This is a genomic window from Streptococcus sp. 27098_8_99 (assembly GCF_041431935.1).
GTDB lineage: Bacteria > Bacillota > Bacilli > Lactobacillales > Streptococcaceae > Streptococcus > Streptococcus parasanguinis_D.
This window is the reverse complement of sequence record NZ_JAPVYQ010000017.1, coordinates 1-23180: the sequence shown is the minus strand read 5'-3', so window position 1 is coordinate 23180 and position 23180 is coordinate 1. Positions and strand designations below refer to the sequence as shown.

At 42.2% G+C, this 23180-nt stretch carries 20 protein-coding genes and 1 pseudogene; 16 read left to right on the top strand and 5 right to left on the bottom strand.

Annotated features, from left to right (window positions below):
- Position 1: 1 nt before the first annotated feature.
- Entirely contained in the window at positions 2 to 859 is an 858-nt protein-coding gene (locus O3605_RS09145; protein WP_371585976.1) for a putative phosphoesterase, read from the bottom strand.
- 175 nt (positions 860 to 1034) lie between these two features.
- Here O3605_RS09145 and prfB point away from each other — a divergent pair.
- The 3 genes from prfB (at position 1035) to ftsX (ending at position 3786) form a co-directional block, all read left to right on the top strand.
- A protein-coding gene (prfB, locus tag O3605_RS09140; RefSeq protein ID WP_214254792.1) for a peptide chain release factor 2 occupies positions 1035 to 2130 on the top strand; the annotation gives its coding sequence in 2 pieces (ribosomal slippage) (positions 1035 to 1106 and positions 1108 to 2130; 1095 coding nt in all).
- A 44-nt stretch (positions 2131 to 2174) separates the two neighbouring features.
- Positions 2175 to 2867: a cell division ATP-binding protein FtsE gene (ftsE, locus tag O3605_RS09135; RefSeq protein WP_003008021.1), complete on the top strand. Its 693-nt coding sequence runs from the start codon at positions 2175 to 2177 to the stop codon at positions 2865 to 2867.
- Positions 2860 to 3786, top strand: coding sequence for a permease-like cell division protein FtsX (gene ftsX, locus O3605_RS09130; RefSeq protein ID WP_042759907.1), 927 nt, complete (start codon positions 2860 to 2862; stop codon positions 3784 to 3786). Before ftsE ends, ftsX begins: the two co-directional genes overlap by 8 nt.
- A gap of 70 nt (positions 3787 to 3856) precedes the next feature.
- Here the strand turns inward: ftsX and O3605_RS09125 are convergent, their stop codons facing one another.
- Complete coding sequence (locus tag O3605_RS09125; protein ID WP_371585974.1) at positions 3857 to 4498, bottom strand: MBL fold metallo-hydrolase; 642 nt, start codon at positions 4496 to 4498, stop codon at positions 3857 to 3859.
- 118 nt (positions 4499 to 4616) lie between these two features.
- Here O3605_RS09125 and O3605_RS09120 point away from each other — a divergent pair, with 118 nt between their 5' ends.
- From O3605_RS09120 to O3605_RS09080, 9 genes and pseudogenes are all read left to right on the top strand, one after another.
- Positions 4617 to 7070, top strand: coding sequence for a bifunctional DnaQ family exonuclease/ATP-dependent helicase (locus O3605_RS09120; RefSeq protein WP_371585995.1), 2454 nt, complete (start codon positions 4617 to 4619; stop codon positions 7068 to 7070).
- Between the two features lie 4 nt (positions 7071 to 7074).
- Positions 7075 to 8055, top strand: a pseudogene (locus tag O3605_RS09115) (putative sulfate exporter family transporter).
- Positions 8056 to 8088: 33 nt separating this feature from the next.
- Positions 8089 to 9318, top strand: coding sequence for an FtsW/RodA/SpoVE family cell cycle protein (locus O3605_RS09110; RefSeq protein ID WP_023918634.1), 1230 nt, complete (start codon positions 8089 to 8091; stop codon positions 9316 to 9318).
- A 19-nt stretch (positions 9319 to 9337) separates the two neighbouring features.
- Positions 9338 to 9889 carry a DJ-1 family glyoxalase III gene (locus O3605_RS09105; RefSeq protein WP_371585972.1) on the top strand — a complete coding sequence of 184 codons (552 nt, stop codon included), beginning with the start codon at positions 9338 to 9340 and terminating at the stop codon, positions 9887 to 9889.
- Positions 9890 to 10053: 164 nt separating this feature from the next.
- Entirely contained in the window at positions 10054 to 10617 is a 564-nt protein-coding gene (locus O3605_RS09100; protein WP_371585970.1) for an HAD-IA family hydrolase, read from the top strand.
- A gap of 12 nt (positions 10618 to 10629) precedes the next feature.
- Positions 10630 to 12579 (top strand): DNA topoisomerase (ATP-hydrolyzing) subunit B, encoded by a 1950-nt coding sequence (gyrB, locus tag O3605_RS09095; protein ID WP_061455066.1) that lies wholly within the window; start codon positions 10630 to 10632, stop codon positions 12577 to 12579.
- Between the two features lie 86 nt (positions 12580 to 12665).
- Positions 12666 to 14390 carry a septation ring formation regulator EzrA gene (ezrA, locus tag O3605_RS09090; protein WP_371585969.1) on the top strand — a complete coding sequence of 575 codons (1725 nt, stop codon included), beginning with the start codon at positions 12666 to 12668 and terminating at the stop codon, positions 14388 to 14390.
- 112 nt (positions 14391 to 14502) lie between these two features.
- Complete coding sequence (serB, locus tag O3605_RS09085; RefSeq protein ID WP_371585968.1) at positions 14503 to 15171, top strand: phosphoserine phosphatase SerB; 669 nt, start codon at positions 14503 to 14505, stop codon at positions 15169 to 15171.
- On the top strand, positions 15156 to 16271 hold the full coding sequence (locus O3605_RS09080) for a glycerate kinase (protein WP_371585966.1): 1116 nt from the start codon (positions 15156 to 15158) through the stop codon (positions 16269 to 16271). Before serB ends, O3605_RS09080 begins: the two co-directional genes overlap by 16 nt.
- A 42-nt stretch (positions 16272 to 16313) precedes the next feature.
- Here the strand turns inward: O3605_RS09080 and O3605_RS09075 are convergent, their stop codons facing one another.
- Positions 16314 to 16766, bottom strand: coding sequence for a DUF1694 domain-containing protein (locus tag O3605_RS09075; protein WP_371585964.1), 453 nt, complete (start codon positions 16764 to 16766; stop codon positions 16314 to 16316).
- A 210-nt stretch (positions 16767 to 16976) separates the two neighbouring features.
- Between O3605_RS09075 and eno the strand changes: the two genes are divergently transcribed.
- Complete coding sequence (eno, locus tag O3605_RS09070; RefSeq protein WP_003018962.1) at positions 16977 to 18281, top strand: surface-displayed alpha-enolase; 1305 nt, start codon at positions 16977 to 16979, stop codon at positions 18279 to 18281.
- Positions 18282 to 18501: 220 nt separating this feature from the next.
- On the opposite strand, the gene O3605_RS09065 is transcribed toward eno, so the two are convergent.
- Both O3605_RS09065 and O3605_RS09060 read right to left on the bottom strand, forming a co-directional pair.
- On the bottom strand, positions 18502 to 18687 hold the full coding sequence (locus tag O3605_RS09065; RefSeq protein ID WP_003002861.1) for a hypothetical protein: 186 nt from the start codon (positions 18685 to 18687) through the stop codon (positions 18502 to 18504).
- 95 nt (positions 18688 to 18782) lie between these two features.
- The gene (locus tag O3605_RS09060; protein WP_371585961.1) at positions 18783 to 19793 is read right to left on the bottom strand and encodes a lactonase family protein; all 1011 of its coding nucleotides are present in this window, start codon (positions 19791 to 19793) and stop codon (positions 18783 to 18785) included.
- Between the two features lie 168 nt (positions 19794 to 19961).
- Between O3605_RS09060 and O3605_RS09055 the strand changes: the two genes are divergently transcribed.
- From O3605_RS09055 to budA, 3 genes are all read left to right on the top strand, one after another.
- The gene (locus O3605_RS09055) at positions 19962 to 21137 is read left to right on the top strand and encodes an AI-2E family transporter (RefSeq protein ID WP_024054839.1); all 1176 of its coding nucleotides are present in this window, start codon (positions 19962 to 19964) and stop codon (positions 21135 to 21137) included.
- Positions 21127 to 22356: a tetratricopeptide repeat protein gene (locus O3605_RS09050; RefSeq protein ID WP_371585960.1), complete on the top strand. Its 1230-nt coding sequence runs from the start codon at positions 21127 to 21129 to the stop codon at positions 22354 to 22356. The genes O3605_RS09055 and O3605_RS09050 overlap by 11 nt, the downstream gene beginning before the upstream one ends.
- Positions 22357 to 22428: 72 nt before the next feature.
- Entirely contained in the window at positions 22429 to 23145 is a 717-nt protein-coding gene (budA, locus tag O3605_RS09045) for an acetolactate decarboxylase (RefSeq protein ID WP_021153550.1), read from the top strand.
- Positions 23146 to 23180 lie beyond the last annotated feature (35 nt).

The following is a 23180-nucleotide window of genomic DNA, read 5'->3' as shown; positions in this document are numbered from 1 at the left end:
TTTATAGTTCAAGAATCGTCATGGCTTGAGAAAATTCATGAGCGAGCTGTTTTTTCTTGTATGCTTTAAATTCGGGGAGGTCTTTAATTCTGCGATAGCGTTTGTAGGGATCGTATTGTTTTGGAAAATCATATTCAGGAAAAGCTTCGAAAAATTGTTTGCAAAGCTCCCATTCTCGGACATAGCCTAAAGGTCTGGCATGATAGGTGATGGTGTCAATCGTTGTCGCTGGCATTCGGTGGTGGCTATGACCAAAAATCACCTCTCTGACTGGATATTGTCTAAACAGATCATGAAAGGCTTGGCTCCCTAGAAAAGCATTAAAGCGTTCAAAATAAGGATGGCGTAGGAGAAACTGACTATGAGGAACAAAGTGCATGGCGATAATCAAAGGTTGATTTACACGCATGAGCTCTTGTTTCAGCTCTTGCAAAAGATTTTTGGTAATGGCTGGATCAGATCCTATTCGTTGGAGGCGTCTGTCAAACCAAAATAGATTTTTGGTTTGGAGATGTTTTTGGGGAGAGATGGCAGGAACAAAACTGTAGTCATACCAGCCCGAAAAGGCAAGAAGCGTATGATTGGAGAAGGGAATCTTTTGAAATTCAAAAGGTCTTATGGCTTCTTCTGACAGGCCAAGCATATCATGATTTCCTAGGCTAAAGGTCACTGGAAGGTGACATTGAAGTTGGTCTAAAAATTCCTGTGAGGTCTTTTCAAAGCCGTTGGCAATATCTCCTGCAATATGGAGATGTTGAATTTTTTTGTCCTTGAAAAGAGTGATCAGGGTCTCTAATTCTTCTTTGCCGAAGTTGTTTGAATCAATATGTAAATCGGACATAAAAGCTACTGTTGTCATGCTACCAGCCTAGCATAAGAGAATCTTTTTTTCTAACAATTAGGTTACAAATGAATAGAAAAAATGCTGAAAATCAGCTGGCTTGGCAGTGGTCAACCAGTAGATCCAATATTGGAAGGTGGGCAAATAGTGAAGGTTATGATATAATAGACTAGATACATAGAAAGAGGTACTTATGGACATTTCAGAAATTCGTCAAAAAATTGATGCAAATCGTGAAAAATTAGCTTCTTTCAGGGGGTCTCTTTGACTTAGAGACATTGGAAGAAGAAATTGCCATTTTAGAAAATAAAATGACAGAACCTGATTTTTGGGATGATAACATTGCTGCGCAAAAGACATCTCAAGAATTAAATGAACTCAAGCAGACCTATGAAAATTTCCATCAAATGGTGGATCTCTTTGATGAGTCAGAAATCTTACTGGACTTTTTGGCAGAAGACGATTCGGTCAAAGAAGAATTGATCGAGAAGTTGGAGGAGCTGGATAAACGTATGACCAGCTATGAGATGACCTTGCTATTGTCTGAACCCTATGACAATAATAATGCCATCTTAGAAATCCACCCAGGTTCAGGAGGAACAGAAGCTCAGGACTGGGGCGACATGCTTCTTCGGATGTATACTCGTTTTGGAAATGCTCATGGCTTCAAGGTTGAAGTCTTGGACTATCAGGCTGGAGATGAGGCTGGAATCAAGTCTGTGACTCTATCCTTTGAAGGGCCACATGCGTACGGTCTTCTTAAATCTGAAATGGGCGTACACCGTTTGGTTCGGATCTCTCCATTTGACTCCGCTAAACGTCGTCATACCTCCTTTACATCTGTTGAGGTCATGCCCGAATTAGACGATACCATCGAAGTCGAAGTTCGTGATGATGATATCAAGATGGACACCTTCCGCTCTGGTGGAGCTGGTGGACAAAACGTCAACAAGGTTTCTACAGGGGTGCGCTTGACCCACATTCCGACAGGGATTGTAGTGGCGTCCACCGTGGATCGGACCCAATACGGGAACCGTGATCGTGCGATGAAGATGTTGCAAGCTAAACTCTACCAATTAGAGCAAGAGAAAAAAGCAGCAGAAGTGGATTCCCTAAAAGGGGATAAAAAAGAAATCACCTGGGGAAGTCAAATCCGCTCCTATGTTTTTACCCCTTACACCATGGTTAAGGATCACCGGACCAACTACGAAGTAGCGCAGGTGGACAAGGTGATGGATGGAGATATCGATGGCTTTATCGATGCCTACCTTAAATGGCGTCTCCAATAACCTAGAGGGAATCAACCAGAAAAGAATGAAAGGAATTTCATTACATGTCAATGATTGAAATGAAAGATGTTGTCAAAAAGTATGACAACGGGACTACAGCCCTTCGCGGGGTCTCTGTCCAAATTGAACCAGGAGAATTTGCCTACATCGTAGGACCTTCTGGTGCAGGGAAGTCGACCTTTATTCGACTTTTATACCGTGAAGTCAAACACGATAAAGGAAGTTTGAAAGTAGCTGATTTTGATTTGGATAAAATCAAAAAACGCGATATTCCTATGTTGCGACGCAATGTAGGAGTGGTCTTCCAAGATTATAAATTGCTTCCAAAGAAAACCGTTTATGAAAATATTGCCTACGCAATGCAAGTTATCGGTGAGCGCCGTCGCAATATTAAAAAGCGTGTGATGGAAGTTTTGGATCTTGTCGGATTGAAACACAAGGTCCGCTCATTCCCGAATGAATTGTCCGGTGGAGAGCAACAACGGATTGCGATTGCTCGTGCGATCGTCAACAATCCGAAAGTCTTGATTGCGGATGAGCCAACGGGGAACTTGGACCCAGATAATTCATGGGAAATCATGAATCTTTTGGAGCGGATTAATCTGCAAGGGACCACAGTATTGATGGCGACCCACAATAGCCAGATTGTAAATACTTTACGTCACCGTGTCATCGCGATTGAAAATGGTCGTGTAGTGCGTGATGAAGCGGAAGGAGAGTACGGATACGATGATTAGAAGATTTTTCCGACACTTAATCGAATCGCTTAAAAGCTTGAAACGAAATGGTTGGATGACGATTGCAGCGGTCAGCTCGGTTATGATTACCCTTAGCTTGGTTGCTATTTTCGCCTCAGTTATTGCCAATACCATTAAGCTTTCAGATGATATTCAAAACAGTGTGCGGGTTGTAGTATACATGCGCAAGGATATTCAAGATCAGAGCGAGCAGATTGAAAAAGACGGTCAAACCGTGACCAATGAAAACTACCATAAGGTTTACGATGCTCTGACAGCCATGAAGCATGTCGACAAGGTTGATTTTTCTAGCAAGGAAGAACAGTATGATAAACTGATCAAAACGGCTGGGAACAACTGGAAGATTTTTGATGGAGATGCCAATCCTCTCTATGATGCTTATTATGTAGAGACAACTGCTCCAAAATATGTGAAGCAAGTCTCAGCAGATGCTAAAAAAATTGAAGGAGTTTCTGAGGTTAAAGATGGTGGGGTCGATACCCAACGCTTGTTTGCTCTTGGAACCTTCATCCGAAACTGGGGCTTGATTGGTGTAGCTTTATTGATCTTCATCGCAGTCTTCTTGATTTCAAATACCATTCGGATTACCATCATTTCACGTAGTCGTGAGATTAAGATTATGCGACTGGTAGGAGCAAAAAATGGCTATATTCGTGCACCATTCCTTTTAGAAGGTGCTTGGATCGGTCTTTTGGGAGCCTTGGTTCCTTCGGCTTTGGTCTTCTATGTTTATAATGTTGTCTATACATCTATGAACAATAACTTGGCAGATCAAAACTTGTATCTCTATAGTCCTCATCTCTTGGTACCGATCATGGTCGGTGGCCTCTTTGGATTAGGAATTTTGATTGGAGCGATTGGTTCTTCAATCTCCATGAGACGTTTTCTTAAGATATAATAAAAAAGCAAGTTCGCACTTGCTTTTTTTGTCTACTTTTATGAGGACAGGAAGGATGATATAGTCCTCTTTAGGATTGTCTAAAGAAAGGATTGAACATCTTCTCGTGACCAATAGAAGTTTCAGGGCCATGACCGGGATAGACGGTGTAGGAAGATGGAAGGGGAAAGAGTTCTTCTCTGATACTGCTAAGCAACTGTGCCGCGTTCCCTGTTGGAAGATCGGTCCGTCCAATGGTTTCACGAAAAAGGGCATCACCAGATAGAACCAAGTGATCCTCAGGAAAGACGATGGAAACCCCTCCTGCAGAGTGGCCTGGTGTCTCCAGAACATAAAAGTGGAAATCAGCTATTTGGTAATCAGAGCGAATGTCATAAAGGAAGTCGGCCTCCTTGCATACAACATCTTCTAAATCTGCATGACGATCCAAACCAGATAAATTATCGACAGGAGAAGACAACCAACTGGCTTCTGCTGAATGGACATAAACAGGTGGGAAATGATACGTCTGACGAACCTTTTCAAGACTCATAATGTGATCGTAATGCGTATGGGTTAAAAGAATCGCTACGATTGGTTTACCGATACGATCAATTTGTTTTTGAATGGTCGTCCAGTCGCTACCTGGATCGACAAGAATGAGGGAGTGGTCATTTTCAAGGTAGTAGGTGTTTTCATAAGCTACAGGATTAACAGTGCGATAGATTTTCATAAGGACTCCTTTCTAGAATAGTGTATCAAATTGCGAAGAAAATAACAGGATTGAAGTCAGCATGAAAGGAGAAAAAAATCTGCAGAGCTTGCTCAAACGTGATATAATTTTAAGTATTATGACAAGACAGAAACGGAAATATGCCATTGTGGATCTGGAAGCGACCAGTGCTGGAAGCAATGCTAAGATCATTCAGGTTGGGATTGTCATCATCGAAGATGGGAGGATTAGGCAATCCTATGAGACGGATGTGAATCCCCATGAACGATTGGATGAGCATATCAAACAATTGACTGGCCTGACAGATGCTCGCTTGAAAAAAGCACCAGAGTTTGCACAAGTGGCAAAAGAAATTTTTGAATTAATAGAAGATGCCGTCTTTGTGGCCCATAATGTCAAATTTGATGCGAATTTATTAGCAGAAGCCCTCTTTTGGGAAGGATTTGAGCTAACGACTCCTCGGATTGATACGGTTGAATTGTCTCAAATTTTCTATCCGACTTTAGAACGCTACAATTTAGGAGCTCTTGCGGCTGAACTGGAAATTGAGTTGCACCATGCTCACTCCGCTCTAGCGGATGCTATGGCAACAGCCCAGCTGCTGTTGAAATTGAGAGAGAAAATTGCGAACTTGCCAAGAGGATTGATCGAAAAACTTCTTTCGATGGCAGATTGTTTGATTTATGAATCACGACTCTTAATAGAAGATGCGCTTGAAGACAGTAGCCTTTTTTTACCAGCTCATTTAGTAGAAGTTCATGGTCTCTATCTGCGAAAGCCACAGCAGTTTTTAGAAAGTCGTCATTTGTCTGAACAGTTTGAACTCAATATGCAGCTGTTGGGAATGGAGGCTTATCCGGAGCAGAGAGAATTTGTTGCCTATATCGAGGATAGTTTGCAACAGCCACTTCCGAGTTTTATTGAAGCGCCAACGGGTATTGGGAAGACCTACGCTTATCTATTAACGCTTTTGGCGAAAACCTCTAAGCGCATTCTTGTCAGTGTTCCGACTAAAATTCTTCAGGATCAAATTATGAAGAAGGAAGGAAAGACCATCCAAGATCTTTTCCAAATTCCCTTTCATAGTCTGAAAAGTCCCAAGGATTACATCCAACTCGATAAATTTTATGAGGCCTTACAGAGTGAGTCAGATAATGGGATGGTTCGACGCTTTAAAATGCAACTGTTGGTTTGGCTGACCATGACGGAAACGGGAGAATTCAGTGAAATTGGTCAACTCTATCGTCATCTTCATTTTGTATCTGAAATATGCCACGATGGCCAATTGTCAAAGCGTTCGCTTTTTTATCAGGAAGATTTTTGGCGTCTCGGCCAGGAAAAAGTGAAAACCAGCCGGGTAATTCTGACTAATCATGCCTATCTGTTGACCCGTCTAGAGGATGATAAGAGTCTACTTCAAGAGTCTGTTCTGGTAGTGGATGAAGCGCAAAAACTCTTCTTTGCTTTGGAGCAGTTTTCACAGAGAGAAGAAACCTTGCAATCTCTTCTTCTAGGCTTGCAACACGCCATCGAAGAGGAAAAAGATCTTCTGCAACGGCGTTTGCTGGAAAGTATTCAATTTGAATTAAATGCCTGCTCTAAGGAAGTTGTACAAGGAAAAGTAGCGATCTTATCAGATCAAACAGTGGTAAAAATTCGACAGGATGTATCGGAATTAAAAAACGAATCTTTAGAGAATCTAAGGGAATTGTTTGATGAGCGCTACCAGACCTTTTGGATGGACAAGGAAGTGGTTGAAAGCCACCAGATTCTTCGTCTCCATGGTGGAGTTGAGGACTTGCTATCCTTTAAGGAGTTTGTCCCTGAAGAAGTGCCCGTGCTCTTTGTATCAGCAACGATCGCGATCAGTAAAAAGGTGCATTTACCTGCTCTTTTAGGATATCAAGAGCAGCAGATCTACCGGGTGCCAATAACAGTCAAACAACACCAGGAATTGCTGGTGCCGATAGATTTTCCAGATGTCGTTTCTCTATCTTCCGTGGAGTATGCAGGAGAGATTTGTCAGCTCATCGATAAACTTTTTCCTCTAAGAAAACCAATTTTTCTCTTGTTTACCTCAAAAGAATTGTTACTGGAGACGTCAAACGCCTTGAAGTTTCCTCATTTGGCCCAGTATCGAAATGGCGATGCAGCTAATATTAAGCGACGATTTGACCGAGGAGAAACCTCTATTTTATTGGGTACAGGAAGCTTTTGGGAGGGAGTCGATTTTTCCCAACAAAAAGAAGTGATTCAAATCATCACGCGCCTTCCTTTTGACAACCCTAAAGATTATATGGTTCAAAAGCTGAATACAAAACTCAGAGAACAGGGGAAAAATCCCTTTTATGACTATAGTCTTCCAGTCGCGATTTTAAGACTTAAACAGGCTATTGGGAGAACCAGCCGTTTTCAAGATCAGGAATCTTTGGTGCTTTTATTAGATCAGCGGGTGGTAACCAAGCGATATGGAAAACAAATTTTGGACGGGTTGCAACAAGTGTTGCCCCTTCACACGACAGTGAGAGAGCGGCTTGTTGAGCAAGCAGCTGACTTTTTTGAAAGGAATTGAGAAAATGAAAAATAAAGGATTTGGACTTGCAATTGCATTTGTACTGGCACTTTGTGCTATGTTGTTGGGAACTTTCTTTCCCATTATTGGCTCCAGTGTTTTTGCCTTAATTTTAGGAATTGTCCTTAATGAATTTGTGGATTTGCCGGAGAATTCACGACCAGGCTTGAACTGGTCCGGTAAGAAATTGTTACAGTATTCGATTATCTTCATGGGATTTAGCTTGCCCATTGCGACGGTTGCCTCTACAGGTTTGTCTTCTTTAAAGATTAGTCTGCCAACGATAACCGTTGCCTTTCTTGCAGCTATTATTTTTGGGAGAGTCTTCCACCTGAAATCTCACCTACGGACCTTAATTGGGTTTGGTACAGCTATTTGTGGTGGATCTGCTATTGCAGCAGCAGCGCCGATCATTGAAGCAGACGAAGAGGAAATAGCCCTATCTATGTCAACTATCTTCTTCTTCAACATTTTGGCTGTCTTTATCTTTCCAGTATTAGGCCATTTATGGCATATGTCTAATTTTCAATTTGGCCTCTGATCAGGAACAGCCATTAACGATACGTCATCTGTTGTAGCAGCAGCATTTTCTTACAGTAAAGCAGCGGGGCAAATGGCTACAATTGTTAAGTTAACACGCGCCCTGATGATTGTACCAGTTTGTTTGGGCTTGATCGGTTTAAAATGGTATCGGAGTAAACAACAAGGAAGAAACAAAGGAATGTTAAAGAAAATTATTCCTTGGTTTATTATCTGGTTTATTGTGGCTTCCATTCTTTCTTCTATTGGCCTGGTACCTAAAGTGGTCCTACCATACCTAAATGACCTTTCTCACCTCTTTATGGCCATGGCCTTGGTTGGAATCGGAAGCAAGGTTTCTTGGAAACAGTTCCGTTCGGCTGGAGCAGCCCCCCTTCTGGTAGGTTTGATTGCTTGGTTCTGTGTGGCAGGATCTAGCTTGATTCTACAGATGTTGTTCTATTAATTAATTTGATGATTCTCACAGAAAGGAACGTGAATGAAGAAAAATCATTTTTGGACGATCCACCTGGATTATTCGATCATTGGAATTGTCTTCACCCTACTTATGATTGGGATCTTATCCGTTTATGTGGCAGTTTCTCATGATTATCCCCAAATGGTGTGGCCTTTTTTGGGGCAGCAATTGGCCTGGATTGGTGTGGGATGTATCATTTGCCTGATTGTGACGATTTTTAGTACGAAATTTCTTTGGAAAATCACTCCCTTTCTTTACCTACTAGGCTTGGCCTTGATGGTTCTTCCTCTTGTTTTTTATAATCCCAACTTGGTGGCTTCAACAGGAGCTAAAAACTGGGTGGCTTATGGGAACATCACCTTATTTCAGCCCTCAGAATTTATGAAGATCCCCTTCATCCTGATGCTGTCACGCTCTATTGTCCGATTTTTGCAAAGAAATAAGGGGCGTGAGCGATTATTACGACAAGATTGGTTTTTGATTCTAGAGTTGACCATCTATACGATTCCGGTCTTTGCCTTATTGGCTCTCCAACAGGACTTGGGAACGGCCTTAGTATTCTTGGCCATTTTTGCGGGCTTAGTGCTCGTTTCAGGAGTTTCCTGGAAAATTATTTTGCCGGTCATCTTGCTTCTGGCAGGTGGATTAGCAGGCTTTCTCTTCCTCTTTCTTTCAGAAGGGGGGCGAGCTTTTCTGCACCAGCAAGTAGGGATGCCAACCTATCAGATGAACCGTATTTTAGCCTGGTTAAATCCTTTTGACTATGCACAAACCACCACCTACCAGCAGGCACAAGGACAGCTAGCTATTGCTAGTGGTGGTCTCTTTGGGCAAGGCTTTAATGTCTCCAATTTATTGGTTCCCGTACGGGAAAGCGATATGATTTTTACGGTCGTCGCAGAAGACTTTGGCTTTGTTGGAGCTCTGGTGCTGTTGATTTTATATGTGACCCTGATTTACCGCATTTTAAAAATTACCCTCCAGTCCAATAACCAATTTTATACCTATATTTCCATCGGATTTATCATGATGCTGGTCTTTCATATTTTTGAAAATGTCGGAGCAGTAACGGGTCTTCTCCCTTTGACGGGGATTCCCCTCCCCTTTATCTCACAAGGTGGATCGTCTATTATTAGTAATCTGATTGGTATTGGTCTGGTCCTCTCAATATATAATCATAGCAGCAAAAAGAAAGAGCCAGAAGAAGGGCCTCCAATCCGTAAAAAAGTAGTCCTTAAAAAGGCGCAATAGATAGAAAGAAGGAATGAAAATGAAAAAAGTAGCAACGATTTTAGCAAACGGTTTTGAAGAAATTGAAGCCTTGACCATTGTCGATGTTTTGAGACGGGCTGGGATCGACTGTGACCTTATTGGCATGGAAGAAACGGTCACAGGTTCTCACCAGATCACAGTGGAAGTCGATCGCCTCTGGAATGGGGACCTGTCAGATTATGATGGAATCTTCTTACCAGGTGGGATGCCGGGAGCTGCGAATTTGCGGGATAATTCGGAATTGATTGCAGCTCTTCAAGAAGAAAGTAGAAAAGGAAAAATCATTTCTGCGATTTGTGCAGCACCAATTGTCTTGGCGCGTGCCGGCCTCTTAAAAGATAAACACTATACCTGTTACGATGGTTTTGAAGAAGAGATTCAAGATGGACACTATCAGAAAGAAACAGTGGTGAAAGACGGTAATCTCCTGACCAGTCGTGGTCCTTCAACTGCTCTTGCCTTAGCCTATGCCTTGGTAGAGCAATTTGGAGGAGATGCCCAAAACCTTCGTAAAGGAATGCTCTATCAAGACGTCTTTGGAGATGCTTAAAAGAGCTCTTTTGGACACCATTTTTTCTGGTGAAAGATCACATTCTATGACGGAAAATGACTTCTCTTTGATTTAAAATGAAATGACCGTAAAAAATGGCTAAAATCCCCCTAAATGAGGGTTTTAGCTTATTTTTTTTGTCCATTTGTGGTATAATATTGACTATGAATTATCATGATTTTATATGGGATCTTGGTGGGACGCTATTGGATAATTACGAAACGTCCACAAATGCCTTTGTAGCGACATTGAAGGACTTTCACATCCAAGCCGATCATGATTCTGTTTATGCAGCATTAAAAATCTCAACACAGGATGCAATTCAAACTTTTGCACCTCATATTTCCAATTTTCGTACGGAATACAAGAAAAAAGAAGCCTTAGGCTTGCAAGAGCCGGTCTTATTTGAGGGGGTAAAAGAGTTACTAGCAGAGATACAAGCACATGGAGGACGCCATTTTTTGGTATCTCATCGGGATCGCCAAGTTCTGACCCTCATTGAACAGACAGGAATTGCCCCCTTCTTTACGGAGATTGTAACAGCAGACGAGGGATTTCCTCGAAAACCAGATCCAGCCTCTATGCTTTATTTGAAGGAAAAATATGGCATTCAAGATGGTTTGGTCATCGGAGATCGTCCGATCGATATAGAAGCTGGGGAGGCTGCAGGGCTTTCGACCTATTTATTTGATTCCATGCCACACTTACACCAGTTTATATTTGAATAGAAAAGGGAAATTATGACAGAGGATAAACAGCAAGAAAATCAAGCACAAGAATATGACGCCAGTCAGATTCAGGTCTTGGAAGGACTAGAGGCCGTTCGGATGCGTCCGGGGATGTATATTGGATCTACCTCAAAAGAAGGTCTTCATCACCTGGTCTGGGAAATCGTAGATAACTCGATTGACGAAGCCTTAGCCGGTTTTGCTAGCCATATTGAAGTTTTCATTGAAGCAGATAATTCTATCACGGTTGTCGATGATGGTCGTGGGATCCCAGTGGATATCCAAGAAAAGACAGGCCGACCTGCCGTTGAAACTGTCTTTACCGTGCTTCACGCGGGAGGAAAATTTGGCGGAGGCGGCTACAAGGTTTCTGGTGGTCTTCACGGGGTAGGGTCATCCGTTGTGAATGCCCTCTCCACATCCCTCGATGTTCGCGTCTATAAAAACGGCAGTATCTATTACCAAGAGTATCGACGTGGACAGGTTGTGGATGATTTGAAAGTCATCGGGGAGACTGATCGGACAGGGACAACTGTCCACTTTATTCCAGACCCAGAAATCTTCACGGAAACCACCGAGTATGATTTTGAAAAATTAAATAAACGGATTCAAGAACTAGCCTTTTTGAATCGTGGCTTGCGTATTTCTTTGACGGATAAGCGAGAAGGCCTGGAGCAAGAAAAGCATTACCACTACGAAGGTGGGATCTCTAGTTACGTCGAATACATCAATGAAAACAAGGATGTCATCTTTGAAAAACCAATCTACACAGATGGTGAAATGGATGATATTACAGTTGAAGTAGCTATGCAATATACCACAGGCTACCATGAGACGGTCATGAGTTTTGCTAATAACATTCATACCCATGAAGGTGGGACGCATGAACAGGGCTTCCGTACAGCTCTCACTCGTGTGATCAATGATTATGCTAAGAAAAATAAGCTCTTAAAAGAAAACGAAGACAATCTAACTGGGGAGGATGTTCGAGAAGGCTTAACAGCAGTTATCTCGGTTAAACATCCTAATCCACAGTTTGAAGGACAAACCAAGACCAAACTTGGAAATTCAGAAGTTGTTAAAATTACCAATCGACTCTTTAGTGATGCCTTTTCTGATTTCCTTTTGGAAAATCCACAAATTGCTAAGAAAATCGTCGAAAAAGGGATTTTAGCGGCGAAAGCTCGGGTGGCTGCTAAGCGAGCTCGTGAGGTGACCCGTAAGAAATCGGGGCTTGAGATTTCCAACTTACCTGGTAAATTGGCAGATTGTTCTTCAAATAATCCACAAGAAACAGAACTCTTTATCGTCGAAGGGGATTCAGCCGGAGGATCTGCAAAATCCGGTCGGAATCGGGAATTTCAAGCGATTCTCCCAATTCGTGGTAAGATCTTAAACGTTGAAAAAGCAAGTATGGACAAAATTCTAGCCAATGAAGAAATTCGTAGCCTATTTACAGCAATGGGAACTGGATTTGGTGCAGAATTTGATGTTACAAAAGCGCGTTATCAAAAATTAGTGATCATGACCGATGCTGATGTCGATGGCGCTCATATCCGAACTCTTCTATTGACCTTGATCTATCGCTATATGAAACCAGTCTTGGAGGCGGGATATGTTTATATCGCGCAACCACCGATCTATGGGGTCAAAGTGGGTAGTGAAATTAAAGAATATATCCAACCAGGTGCTAACCAAGAAGCAGAATTAGCTGCAGCCTTGGAACGCTATTCAGAAGGTCGCTCAAAACCAACTATCCAACGATACAAAGGTCTTGGAGAAATGGATGATCACCAACTGTGGGAAACAACTATGAACCCTGAACATCGTTTGATGGCGCGTGTATCTGTAGATGATGCTGCTGAAGCAGATAAAATTTTTGATATGTTGATGGGAGATCGAGTAGAACCCCGTCGTGAGTTTATCGAAGAAAACGCTGAATATAGTACACTCGATGTATAAAATTCAACGAACGCTTCCCATTAATGGATATTTTATGGTATAATTACTAGGATTACGTTCAAGTAATACGATGAAGGAGTTTTTATATGTCTAGTGGACTAATTATTCTCATCATTGTTGTAGCCCTCATCTTAATTGTAGGATATGTGGTTGCAGTGATTTTGAGAAAACGGAACGAAGCCTTACTGGCTGCACTGGAAGAAAGAAAAGAAAAGTTATACAACCTTCCAGTCAACGATGAAGTAGAGGCTGTGAAAAACATGCATTTGATTGGTCAAAGTCAAATTGCATTTCGTGAATGGAATCAAAAATGGGTAGATTTATCCTTAAATTCATTTGCTGATATTGAAAACAATCTGTTTGAAGCGGAAGGCTATAATAATTCTTTCCGTTTCATGAAGGCCAAACAAGCCATTGACAATATCGAAAGTCAGATCCAATTGATCGACGAAGATATCAAGGCGATTCGGAAAGCCCTTTCTGATCTGGAAGAGCAGGAACAAAAGAATAGCGGACGTGTGGTTCATGCCTTGGATATGTTTGAGGAACTTCAAAAAGAAGTCACTTCAGACCCAGATCGTTATGGCAGTGCGCTTCCTGAAATTGAAAAACAAATTGGAAATATTCAATCTGAGTTTTCACAATTTGTAACCTTGAATTCTTCAGGTGACCCTGTTGAAGCGGCTGAAATCCTTGATACAGCTGAAAATCATATTGTAGCCTTAAAACAAATTGTTGAGCGAGTGCCAGAAATTGTCACTGCTCTTCAAACAAAACTTCCTGATCAATTAGAGGATTTGGAAAGTGGCTACCGCAAGCTTTTGGAATCTGGATACCACTTCACTGAAACAGATATTGAATCTCGTTTCCAACAGTTGCATGCTTCCTTGAAGAACAATATGGCCAATGTATCTGCCCTTGAATTGGACAATGCCATTTACGAAAATGAACAAATTCAAGAAGAAATCGATGCGTTGTATCACATCTTTACTCGTGAAATTGAATCACAAAAAGTTGTGAAGAAGTTAGTGAAACAACTGCCTGGCTATTTGAAACATGCTAAAGATAACAATAGCAAGCTTGCGGCAGAAGTGGAACGTCTCGGTAAAACATTCGTCTTGAATGAAAGCTTCAGCCAACAGTTAAAAGAGTTGGAAGCTGAGCTATCTTCACAAGAAAATGTGGTAGAAGATGCCTTGAAAGATTCATCTGAAACACAAAAGGCCTATTCTATCGTAGAAGAAGAGTTAGAAGCTATTGAAGCTCGCTTGAAAGAAATCGAAGATGAGCAAATTGGCTTAAGTGATTCCCTTTCAAAAATTGAAAAAGACGATGCCAATGCTCGCCAAAAAGTCAACATCTATGCTAATCGTTTGCATGCTATTAAACGCTATATGGACAAACGAAACTTGCCAGGAATTCCTCAAGAATTCTTAGAAATTTTCTTCACTGCAAGTAACAATACAGAAGCTTTGATGGATGAGTTGGAAGGGGATAAAATCAACATCGAATCAACCAATCGTTTGTTGGAAATCTTGACCAATGATATGAATGAATTGGAAGAAGCGGCGTATCGAATTGTTCAAAATGCGACATTAACAGAACAATTGTTGCAATACTCGAACCGTTACCGTTCATTTGATGATCATGTACAGGCAGCCTTTGATGAGTCCCTTTATATTTTCGAAAGAGAATATGACTATGCGGCTTCCTTCAAAGTTATCTCAGATGCTTTGGAAATGGTAGAAGCTGGTGTAACTGATCGCTTTGTTACTTCCTATGAAAAAACCCGGGAGCAAATTCGCTTCTAATAATAGAAAAATGACCTTTTAGGAGGTCATTTTTTTATCTTCAAATCATCATTGAAACTTGAAATTTAAACCCTATTTTTGTATAGTAAGGGAGAAATAAGAAAGGAAAGCGATGAAAGAAGTAACAGGTCTCCTCGTTATGGATGTGGATGGAACCTTGATAAGACAGGAAGGGATTGATCTACTAGCTCAAGAAGCTGGCGTGGGAGAAAAAGTGGCAGAGATTACAGCACAAGCGATGAAAGGGGAGCTGGATTTTTCAGCATCTTTAGAGGCGCGTGTTGCTTTATTGAAGGGATTAGAGACCTCTATCTTTCCGAAAATTTTGGAACAGATGGAAGTCACGCCGGGTGCTGAAAGCTTAATCACGGAACTACATCAAAGAGGTTACAAGGTTGGTCTTGTTTCCGGGGGATTTCATGAAGTCATCGACCCTATTGCGAGGTCTTTAGGAATTGATCTAGTCCTAGCAAATCGTTTAGAGGCTTCTGATGGCCGTTTGACAGGGAAAGTCCTCGGTGGGATAATCACACCTGAAAGGAAAAAAGAGTCTCTCCTGACGTGGGCGAAAGAAAATCATGTCCCACGAAGTCAGACGATTGCCGTGGGTGATGGTGCCAATGACCTTCCGATGATTGAAACAGCCGGTATCGGGATTGCCTTTATGGCTAAGCCAATCGTCGCTGAGCGAGCCCCATATCGTATCGAGAAGAGGGATTTAAGCCTTGTTCTTGAAATTCTAGACCAGCATAGAAAGGAAACAGCATGCATATCCTACTAGCACCGGATTCATTTAAAGAATCCTTATCTGCCAAACAAGTAGCAGAGGCCTTGAAAAAAGGATTTCAAGAGGCTCTACCAGATGTAACTTTTGACCTCCTTCCTATAGGGGATGGTGGCGAAGGCACCATGGAAACCCTAGCTGGAGTTCTGGATGTAACGGAGTACCAAACGCAAGTAACCGGACCATTTGAACAGCCTGTTTCAATGTCTTACTACCAAAAAGATGAGATGGCCTTTTTTGAGATGGCTTCTCTTGTCGGTTTAGGTTCGATTCCAGCTGAAAAACGAAATCCTCTTGAACTGGAAACACGAGGAATTGGTGAACTCATTTTGCAATTGGTTGACCAAGGGGTTAAAACGATCTGTGTGGGAATTGGCGGTTCTGCAACGAATGATGGTGGGATTGGGATGGCTGCTGGACTTGGGGTAGCCTTCTATGATGAACAAGGCCATCTGCTTCGTCCTGTCGGTGCTTCGCTCGGTCGTGTGGCTAGAATAGATACCAGTGCGGTTCCAAAAGCTTTAGAAGACATCGAGCTCCAAGTCTTAACGGATGTAACCAATCCTCTCTGTGGCAGTCAAGGAGCGACCTATATCTTTGGTGGGCAAAAGGGATTGAATCCGCTTCTGTTTCCAGCTGTTGATCAGGCTATGCAGGATTTTTACCAGCTAGCTGATGCACGAATATTGTCCATGCCTGGCGCCGGAGCTGGAGGTGGCATGGCTGCTGGCTTGGTCGCTTTTGCGGGTGGTCAGATTTCATCAGGAATTGAAAAAAGCCTCGATTTGATTGACTTTGATCACAAAGTACAAAAAGCTGATCTGGTCGTGGTCGGGGAAGGTAGGATGGATCTCCAATCCCTTTCTGGGAAAGCACCTGTCGGGGTGGCCAAACGAACACCAGAGAAGATCCCAGTGCTTGCTATTTGTGGTAGCTTAGCGGAGGATTTGCCTGTTTTTCCTAGTCATCACATTGATGCTGCCTTCTCTATCGTACCTGGTCCTTGTGAGGTAGCAGATGCACTCGCTCATGCTGAAAGGAATCTGATTTCCTGTGCTCGAAATATTGGGAACCTTTTAAAAATAAAAGCAAACTAAAAAACCAATGGAAAAGGGATGTTCCCTTCCATTGGTTTTTCTTTAGCTAAAGAGACGTTTCCAAAATGATTTCTTTTCTGGACTGGCAGTCTCTTCTTTCTTTTCAAATAAATTTGGATACTGGAGACTCATATCTGTTGGTGAAATTCCAGATGGGTGGTCAGTATGGATGATGAGACCAAATGGAGAATGGCGACAGTCATCCGAAACGATACTTGCCACAAGTCCAAGATCCTTGGTTTTTTTCAAATATTGTAGCTGACTGCCTTCATCTAAAGCTGGGGAGATCTTGACCAAAACAGGATGAAAGCGATCTGAAATATCAGTGAGGATTGTCGAATACTGCTCCAGGTACATCTTGTCCCTTGCCTCCTCCAAGGTGCATGAAGCAATCACCCGCTCCTCATAAGTCTCCAAAAATCGACGCTGCTCATCCGGATTGAATCGAGTAGGACCAGCAGCTTTTTCTAAAATTGTTTTATTAATATCTGTCATAAGCTTAGTATAGCATAAAGCGTAGCAGAAGAATAGAAGAATGCGAAAAAATTAAATAAGGAGGGAAATAGAAGAAAAAAAGAAAGTGGAACCGTTTTCTTGTTAAAAACTTCTCAATTTTCGTAGATTTCCTTGTTTTTTCTTGAAAAAATAGCCTAATTACGATATGATAGAGGAGTAAAAAATATAACTCAATAAGGAGAGTAAGAAATGTCAATTATTACTGATGTTTACGCTCGCGAAGTCCTAGACTCACGCGGTAACCCAACACTTGAAGTAGAAGTTTATACTGAATCAGGTGCTTTCGGACGTGGTATGGTTCCATCAGGAGCTTCTACTGGTGAACACGAAGCTGTAGAACTTCGCGACGGTGACAAATCTCGTTACGGTGGTCTTGGAACTCAAAAAGCTGTTGACAATGTAAACAACATCATTGCTGAAGCAATCATCGGCTACGATGTTCGTGACCAACAAGCTATTGACCGTGCAATGATCGCTCTTGACGGTACTCCTAACAAAGGTAAATTGGGAGCAAACGCAATCCTTGGTGTGTCTATCGCTGTAGCTCGTGCTGCTGCTGACTACCTTGAAATCCCACTTTACAGCTACCTTGGTGGATTCAACACTAAAGTTCTTCCAACTCCAATGATGAACATCATCAATGGTGGATCTCACTCAGATGCTCCAATCGCTTTCCAAGAATTCATGATCGTACCTGCTGGTGCACCTACATTCAAAGAAGCTCTTCGTTGGGGTGCTGAAATCTTCCACGCACTTAAGAAAATCCTTAAAGGTCGTGGTCTTGAAACTGCCGTTGGTGACGAAGGTGGATTCGCTCCTCGTTTCGACGGAACTGAAGATGGTGTAGAAACTATCATCGCTGCTATCGAAGCTGCTGGTTATGTTCCAGGTAAAGACGTATTTATCGGATTTGACTGTGCATCATCAGAATTCTACGATAAAGAACGTAAAGTTTACGATTACACTAAATTCGAAGGTGAAGGAGCTGCTGTCCGCACTGCTGCTGAACAAATCGACTACCTTGAAGAATTGGTAAACAAATACCCAATCATCACTATCGAAGATGGTATGGACGAAAACGACTGGGACGGATGGAAAGCTCTTACTGAACGTCTTGGTGGTAAAGTTCAATTGGTTGGTGACGACTTCTTCGTAACAAACACTTCTTACCTTGAAAAAGGTATCGAAGAAGGTGCTGCTAACTCAATCCTTATCAAAGTTAACCAAATCGGTACTCTTACTGAAACATTCGACGCTATCGAAATGGCGAAAGAAGCTGGTTACACTGCCGTTGTATCACACCGTTCAGGTGAAACTGAAGATTCAACAATCGCTGATATCGCAGTTGCAACAAACGCAGGACAAATCAAGACTGGTTCACTTTCACGTACAGACCGTATCGCTAAATACAACCAATTGCTTCGCATCGAAGATCAACTTGGTGAAGTAGCTGAATACCGTGGATTGAAATCATTCTACAACTTGAAAAAATAATCTAGTTTACTAGACTAGAAAGATCCTTGAGTTTTCTCAAGGATCTTTTTTTGCGATTGGGGTAAACAAAAATGAGGCTGGGACAAAAGTCCTGGCCTCTCAATTATTTTTGGATTGTCGAGCAAGACGCAGTGGTTGAGTGGGCTCTACTGTGCGGAGGTGGGACGACGAAATCGAATTCTAACGAATGACCGATTTCTGTCCCACTCTCATCGTCTTATTAGAACAAGCCTTTGATTTTGTCCAAGGCACCGCTGACCATTTCATTTCCAGATACAAGCCCTTTGGCTTGTTCAAGGTAGTCACCGAGGTTATCTTTGTTGTCATCAACAAATTTCTTTGCAGCGTCGAAATCTTTCTTTTCGATCATCTCTTTAACTTGGTTAAATAAGTCCAATGGATTCATGTTAGGGTCTCCTAAAATATAAGTTGTGAAGTCAGGCTCGCGCCTTTTTCTCATCTATTTAATCATTTTTTTAGAGGTTTGACAACTAAAACGACTTAATGAAAAACCGTACAAACGGCCTCTGGAACATAGAAGTCGTCAGATAGAAGGGTCAATTTTCCGCTAGCAGGATCCCGCTTGAAGACGGTGGCATTAGGTGAATCTTGATGGGCTGCGATTAGGTGGTTTTGATCAGGACTAAGTGTGAAATCACGTGGATTGAGCCCTTGAGTTGGAACAATTTCAATGAGTTCTAGGCTACCATCAGCCACAACTTTGAAGACAGCGATGGAATTGTGAGCACGGTTAGATGCATAGAGGAATTTTCCATCAGCTGAGAGCTTGATCGCAGAAGCCCATTTTTGACCATCGTAGTCTGATGGAAGTGTGGAAACAGTTTGGAAGTGTTCGAATTCACCCATACCATCATAAAAGAGTACATCGATTGTAGCATTTAACTCATTGATGAGATAAGCAGTCTTATAGTGAGGATGAAAGACCAGGTGACGAGGTCCTGCCCCTGGAACTGTTTGGTACTGATTGATCAGGGTTAGGTTTCCTTGCTCACTGACATCATAGACATGCAAACTGTCTGTTCCTAGGTCACACGTGATCAGGTACTGATCTGGTGTAAGGTCTGCATAGTGGGTATGTGGACTTGCTTGATTGGCATGAGGACCACTTCCTTGGTGGGTGTCTTGATCGACAAAGGACAAACGTCCATCTGCCTCTAGCTTATATACGAGAACTTGGCCTTTGTGATAGTTGGCTCCATAGACCAGTTGACGCTTGTCATCGACAGAGACATAGCAGAGTGGTGCTCCCTCTTCAACGACGTGATTGAGCGGCTGAAAATCAGCTGTAAAACTTGCGATTCCTCCTTTTCCCTCTTCAGCTCCGACACTGTAGAGGTTGCCTTTTTCAGAAAAAGCGATATAGGTTGGATTGGGCTCAGCTGCCACTAGTTCCAGATGGTTCAATGTCCCTGTTTCAGGGTCAAATTGTGCCTTGTATATTCCTTTGGATTCTTTTTTGGTATAGGTACCGAAATAAATGGTTTGAGACATAGGTCACCTCGTATGATTTGTTAGGTTTATTATATCAAAGGTCCTATTGGAAGGCAATTGCTAGTTGAAAAGGGGAGGGCCTTTCTTTCTTATTTTGCTAGTTTTTTCGTAACTTCAAGCTCAAAAAATGCTAAAATAGAAACAGATTGAAATGAAAAGGAGTTCTCTGTGGATAATAAAGAAAAACAGTTTAGTTTGTCCTGGTTTTTTAGATGGTTTTTAGACAACAAGGCCATTACCGTATTTTTAGTTACCTTGCTGTTGGGCTTGAACCTTTTGGTTTTGAGTAAAATCACCTTTATTTTTATTCCTATTTTTGAGTTTGCAGGAGCCGTCATGCTGCCTGTTATTATCTCTGGTTTGCTCTATTACCTGCTTAACCCCATTGTTGACTTTCTTGAAAGAAAAGGACTCAAGCGGATTTTTGCGATTTCCTTAGTCTTTTTCTTGATTGCAGTGCTTTTAATTTGGGGTCTAGCTGTAGTGATTCCATCCGTCCAACGACAAGTGGTGAGTTTCTTTCATAACCTGCCAACTTATTTGGAAAAGGCCAATGCAACCATCGATGATTTTCTAGATAATCGCGTCTCCTCTGATATCAAACCCCAATTAGATGAGATCACCAAGGAATTGTCTGCAAACATTACTTCTTGGGCGAGTTCGATCTCTGGGCGGGCTGTCAATTGGGTCAGCAACTTGATTGGAGTGGCTTCGCAAGTTATTGTTGCCTTGATCATCATGCCTTTTATTGTCTTTTATCTTCTTCGAGATGGAAAAAATTTAAAGGGCCACATTGTTCGCTTCTTACCGACTAAGATTCGTAAATCGGCTGAACAAGTTCTCTCAGATGTCAATACCCAACTCTCCAACTACGTTCGAGGGCAAATTACGGTAGCCATTGTCGTCGCCATTATGTTCATCATCTTCTTTAAGATCATTGGCTTGCGCTATGCGGTGACACTAGGGATCTCTGCAGGGATCTTGAATTTGATCCCTTACTTGGGTAGTTTCTTAGCCATGTTACCTGCTTTGGTATTGGGCTTGGTAGCAGGACCAGAGATGTTTATCAAGGTCTTGATTGTATTTGCAGTGGAGCAAACCATCGAAGGACGTTTTGTATCACCTTTGGTTTTGGGAAGCCAGTTAAATATCCATCCGATTACCATTTTATTTGTGCTCTTGACATCAGGATCTATGTTTGGAATCTGGGGAGTTTTCCTTGGAATTCCAGTCTATGCATCTGCTAAGGTGGTGATCGGAGCTATCTTTGAATGGTATAAGGTCGTCAGTGGCTTGTATGAAGAACACAATGAAATAGAAGAGGAAACACACAGTGAGTCATAGTCAGCAAATGGTAGAAGCTCTCGATCGGCAAGAGCTAGAAGAGGCAGAAGTTCAATTTCAACAGGCCTTGTTAGAAGATAGTGAATCACAATTATTGGATTTAGGTCAATATCTTGAAAGTATCGGTTTTTATCCTCAGGCAAAAGAAATCTATGAACAGATTGCAGAAACCTACCCAGAAGTGTATCTGAGTTTGGCAACCATCCTTGCAGAGGAAGGCCAAACAGAAGAGGCCTTTGCTTATTTAGAAGAAATTGGACCTGAATCAAACTGGTATGTGGCGAGTCTCTTGGTTAAGGCGGATCTCTATCAGATGGAAGGCTTAGCAGATGTGGCGCGTGAAAAATTAGTTGAAGCTGCTCATTTGTCTGATGATCCCATCATTCAATTAGGGCTAGCTGAAATTGATCTGGAATTGGAACGCTACCAAGAGGCTATCCAAGAGTATGCCCAGTTAGACAATCGGGAGATTTTGGAAGCAACAGGAATTTCCACCTATCAACGGATTGGTTTTGCCTATGCCAATCTTGGTAAGTTTGAAGCAGCTGTTCCCTTCTTAGAGAAAGCTCTGGAGATTGAGTTTGATGACCAGATTGCTTACGAATTAGCGACCTTATTGTCTGACCAAGAAGAATTCCAAAAAGCCCTGATCTACTACAAACAAATTGATACCTTGTCGCCTGATTTTGAGGGCTATGAGTATGGTTATTCTTTAGCTTTACAGGCTGAAAATGACCGTGAAAAAGCGCTTGAGATTGCTAAACAAGGGATCCAGAAGAATCCCTTTGATGCCCAATTGAAGCTTCTTGCTTCTCAGCTTTCTTATGAACTTCACCAGCCTGAACAGGCAGAAGCTTATCTATTAGAGGCTAAAGAAGTGGCAGATGATCTCGAAGAGATTGCTCTTCGCCTGACCACCCTTTATTTAGAACAGGAACGCTTTGACCAAGTCTTGGCTTGGCAAAATGAAGAAGTCGAAACAGTTGTCACTCGATGGAACATTGCCCGTGCCTTGTCTGCCTTGGAGAAAACAGAAGAGGCCGTCTCAGCCTACCAAGAGCTCTATGAAGACTTAAAGGACAACCCAGAATTCCTCGAAGCCTATGTTTATTTGTTGCGTGAGGCTGGGGATGTGACGAAGGCGCGTGAAGTGGCTAACCAGTATTTGGCGATCGTACCAGACGATGTGCAGATGCAAACCCTCTATGATAGCCTCTAATCAAAACCATATCGTGAAGATTCGGAATAGTTTGTGGTATACTGGTAGAAGATAGAATGAGGAGAGAAAAACATGGAACCAGTGAAACTTTTTCAATACAATACCTTAGGTGCCCTAATGGCGGGTCTGTACGGGGGTTCATTTACGATTGGAGAACTCTTGGAACACGGAGATCTAGGAGTTGGGACGCTTGATTCTATTGATGGAGAGTTGATCGTATTAGATGGTAAGGCATATCAGGCCAAGGGATCAGGAGACCATCCTGAAATAGTCGAAGTTTCTCCGGATGCTAAGGTTCCTTATGCAGCAGTCGTCCCTCACCAAGCAGAAGTGATTTTCCGCCAACGCTTTGAAATGACGGACGAGGAATTGGAAGCCCGTATTGAGTCTTATTATGATGGGGAAAATCTTTTCCGCTCCATTAAGATTCGTGGTGACTTTGCCAAGATGCATGTCCGTATGATTCCAAAATCAACGCCAGAGATGAAGTTTGCAGAGGTTGCAACCCATCAGCCAGAGTATACACGGGAAAATGTCACTGGAACCATCGTCGGTTTTTGGACACCAGAAATTTTCCATGGCGTGAGTGTGGCTGGTTATCATTTGCACTTTATCTCAGATGACCACACCTTTGGTGGCCATGTCATGGATTTTGTCATCACAGAAGGGATTGTAGAGGTGGGGGCCATCGATCAGCTGGATCAACGTTTCCCAGTTCAAGACCGTCAGTACCTCTTTGCTAAATTCAATGTTGATGAGGTCAAAGAAGACATTAATAAAGCAGAATAAAAAGAGGCTGGGACAAAAGTCCTAGCCTCTAAATT

Coding starts and splice junctions, on each gene's coding strand:
- O3605_RS09145 (WP_371585976.1), bottom strand. CDS start 859: ATGACAACAGTAGCTTTTATGTCCGATTTACATATTGATTCAAACAAC.
- ftsE (WP_003008021.1), top strand. CDS start 2,175: ATGTCAATGATTGAAATGAAAGATGTTGTCAAAAAGTATGACAACGGG.
- ftsX (WP_042759907.1), top strand. CDS start 2,860: ATGATTAGAAGATTTTTCCGACACTTAATCGAATCGCTTAAAAGCTTG.
- O3605_RS09125 (WP_371585974.1), bottom strand. CDS start 4,498: ATGAAAATCTATCGCACTGTTAATCCTGTAGCTTATGAAAACACCTAC.
- O3605_RS09120 (WP_371585995.1), top strand. CDS start 4,617: ATGACAAGACAGAAACGGAAATATGCCATTGTGGATCTGGAAGCGACC.
- O3605_RS09110 (WP_023918634.1), top strand. CDS start 8,089: ATGAAGAAAAATCATTTTTGGACGATCCACCTGGATTATTCGATCATT.
- O3605_RS09105 (WP_371585972.1), top strand. CDS start 9,338: ATGAAAAAAGTAGCAACGATTTTAGCAAACGGTTTTGAAGAAATTGAA.
- O3605_RS09100 (WP_371585970.1), top strand. CDS start 10,054: ATGAATTATCATGATTTTATATGGGATCTTGGTGGGACGCTATTGGAT.
- gyrB (WP_061455066.1), top strand. CDS start 10,630: ATGACAGAGGATAAACAGCAAGAAAATCAAGCACAAGAATATGACGCC.
- ezrA (WP_371585969.1), top strand. CDS start 12,666: ATGTCTAGTGGACTAATTATTCTCATCATTGTTGTAGCCCTCATCTTA.
- serB (WP_371585968.1), top strand. CDS start 14,503: ATGAAAGAAGTAACAGGTCTCCTCGTTATGGATGTGGATGGAACCTTG.
- O3605_RS09080 (WP_371585966.1), top strand. CDS start 15,156: ATGCATATCCTACTAGCACCGGATTCATTTAAAGAATCCTTATCTGCC.
- O3605_RS09075 (WP_371585964.1), bottom strand. CDS start 16,766: ATGACAGATATTAATAAAACAATTTTAGAAAAAGCTGCTGGTCCTACT.
- eno (WP_003018962.1), top strand. CDS start 16,977: ATGTCAATTATTACTGATGTTTACGCTCGCGAAGTCCTAGACTCACGC.
- O3605_RS09065 (WP_003002861.1), bottom strand. CDS start 18,687: ATGAATCCATTGGACTTATTTAACCAAGTTAAAGAGATGATCGAAAAG.
- O3605_RS09060 (WP_371585961.1), bottom strand. CDS start 19,793: ATGTCTCAAACCATTTATTTCGGTACCTATACCAAAAAAGAATCCAAA.
- budA (WP_021153550.1), top strand. CDS start 22,429: ATGGAACCAGTGAAACTTTTTCAATACAATACCTTAGGTGCCCTAATG.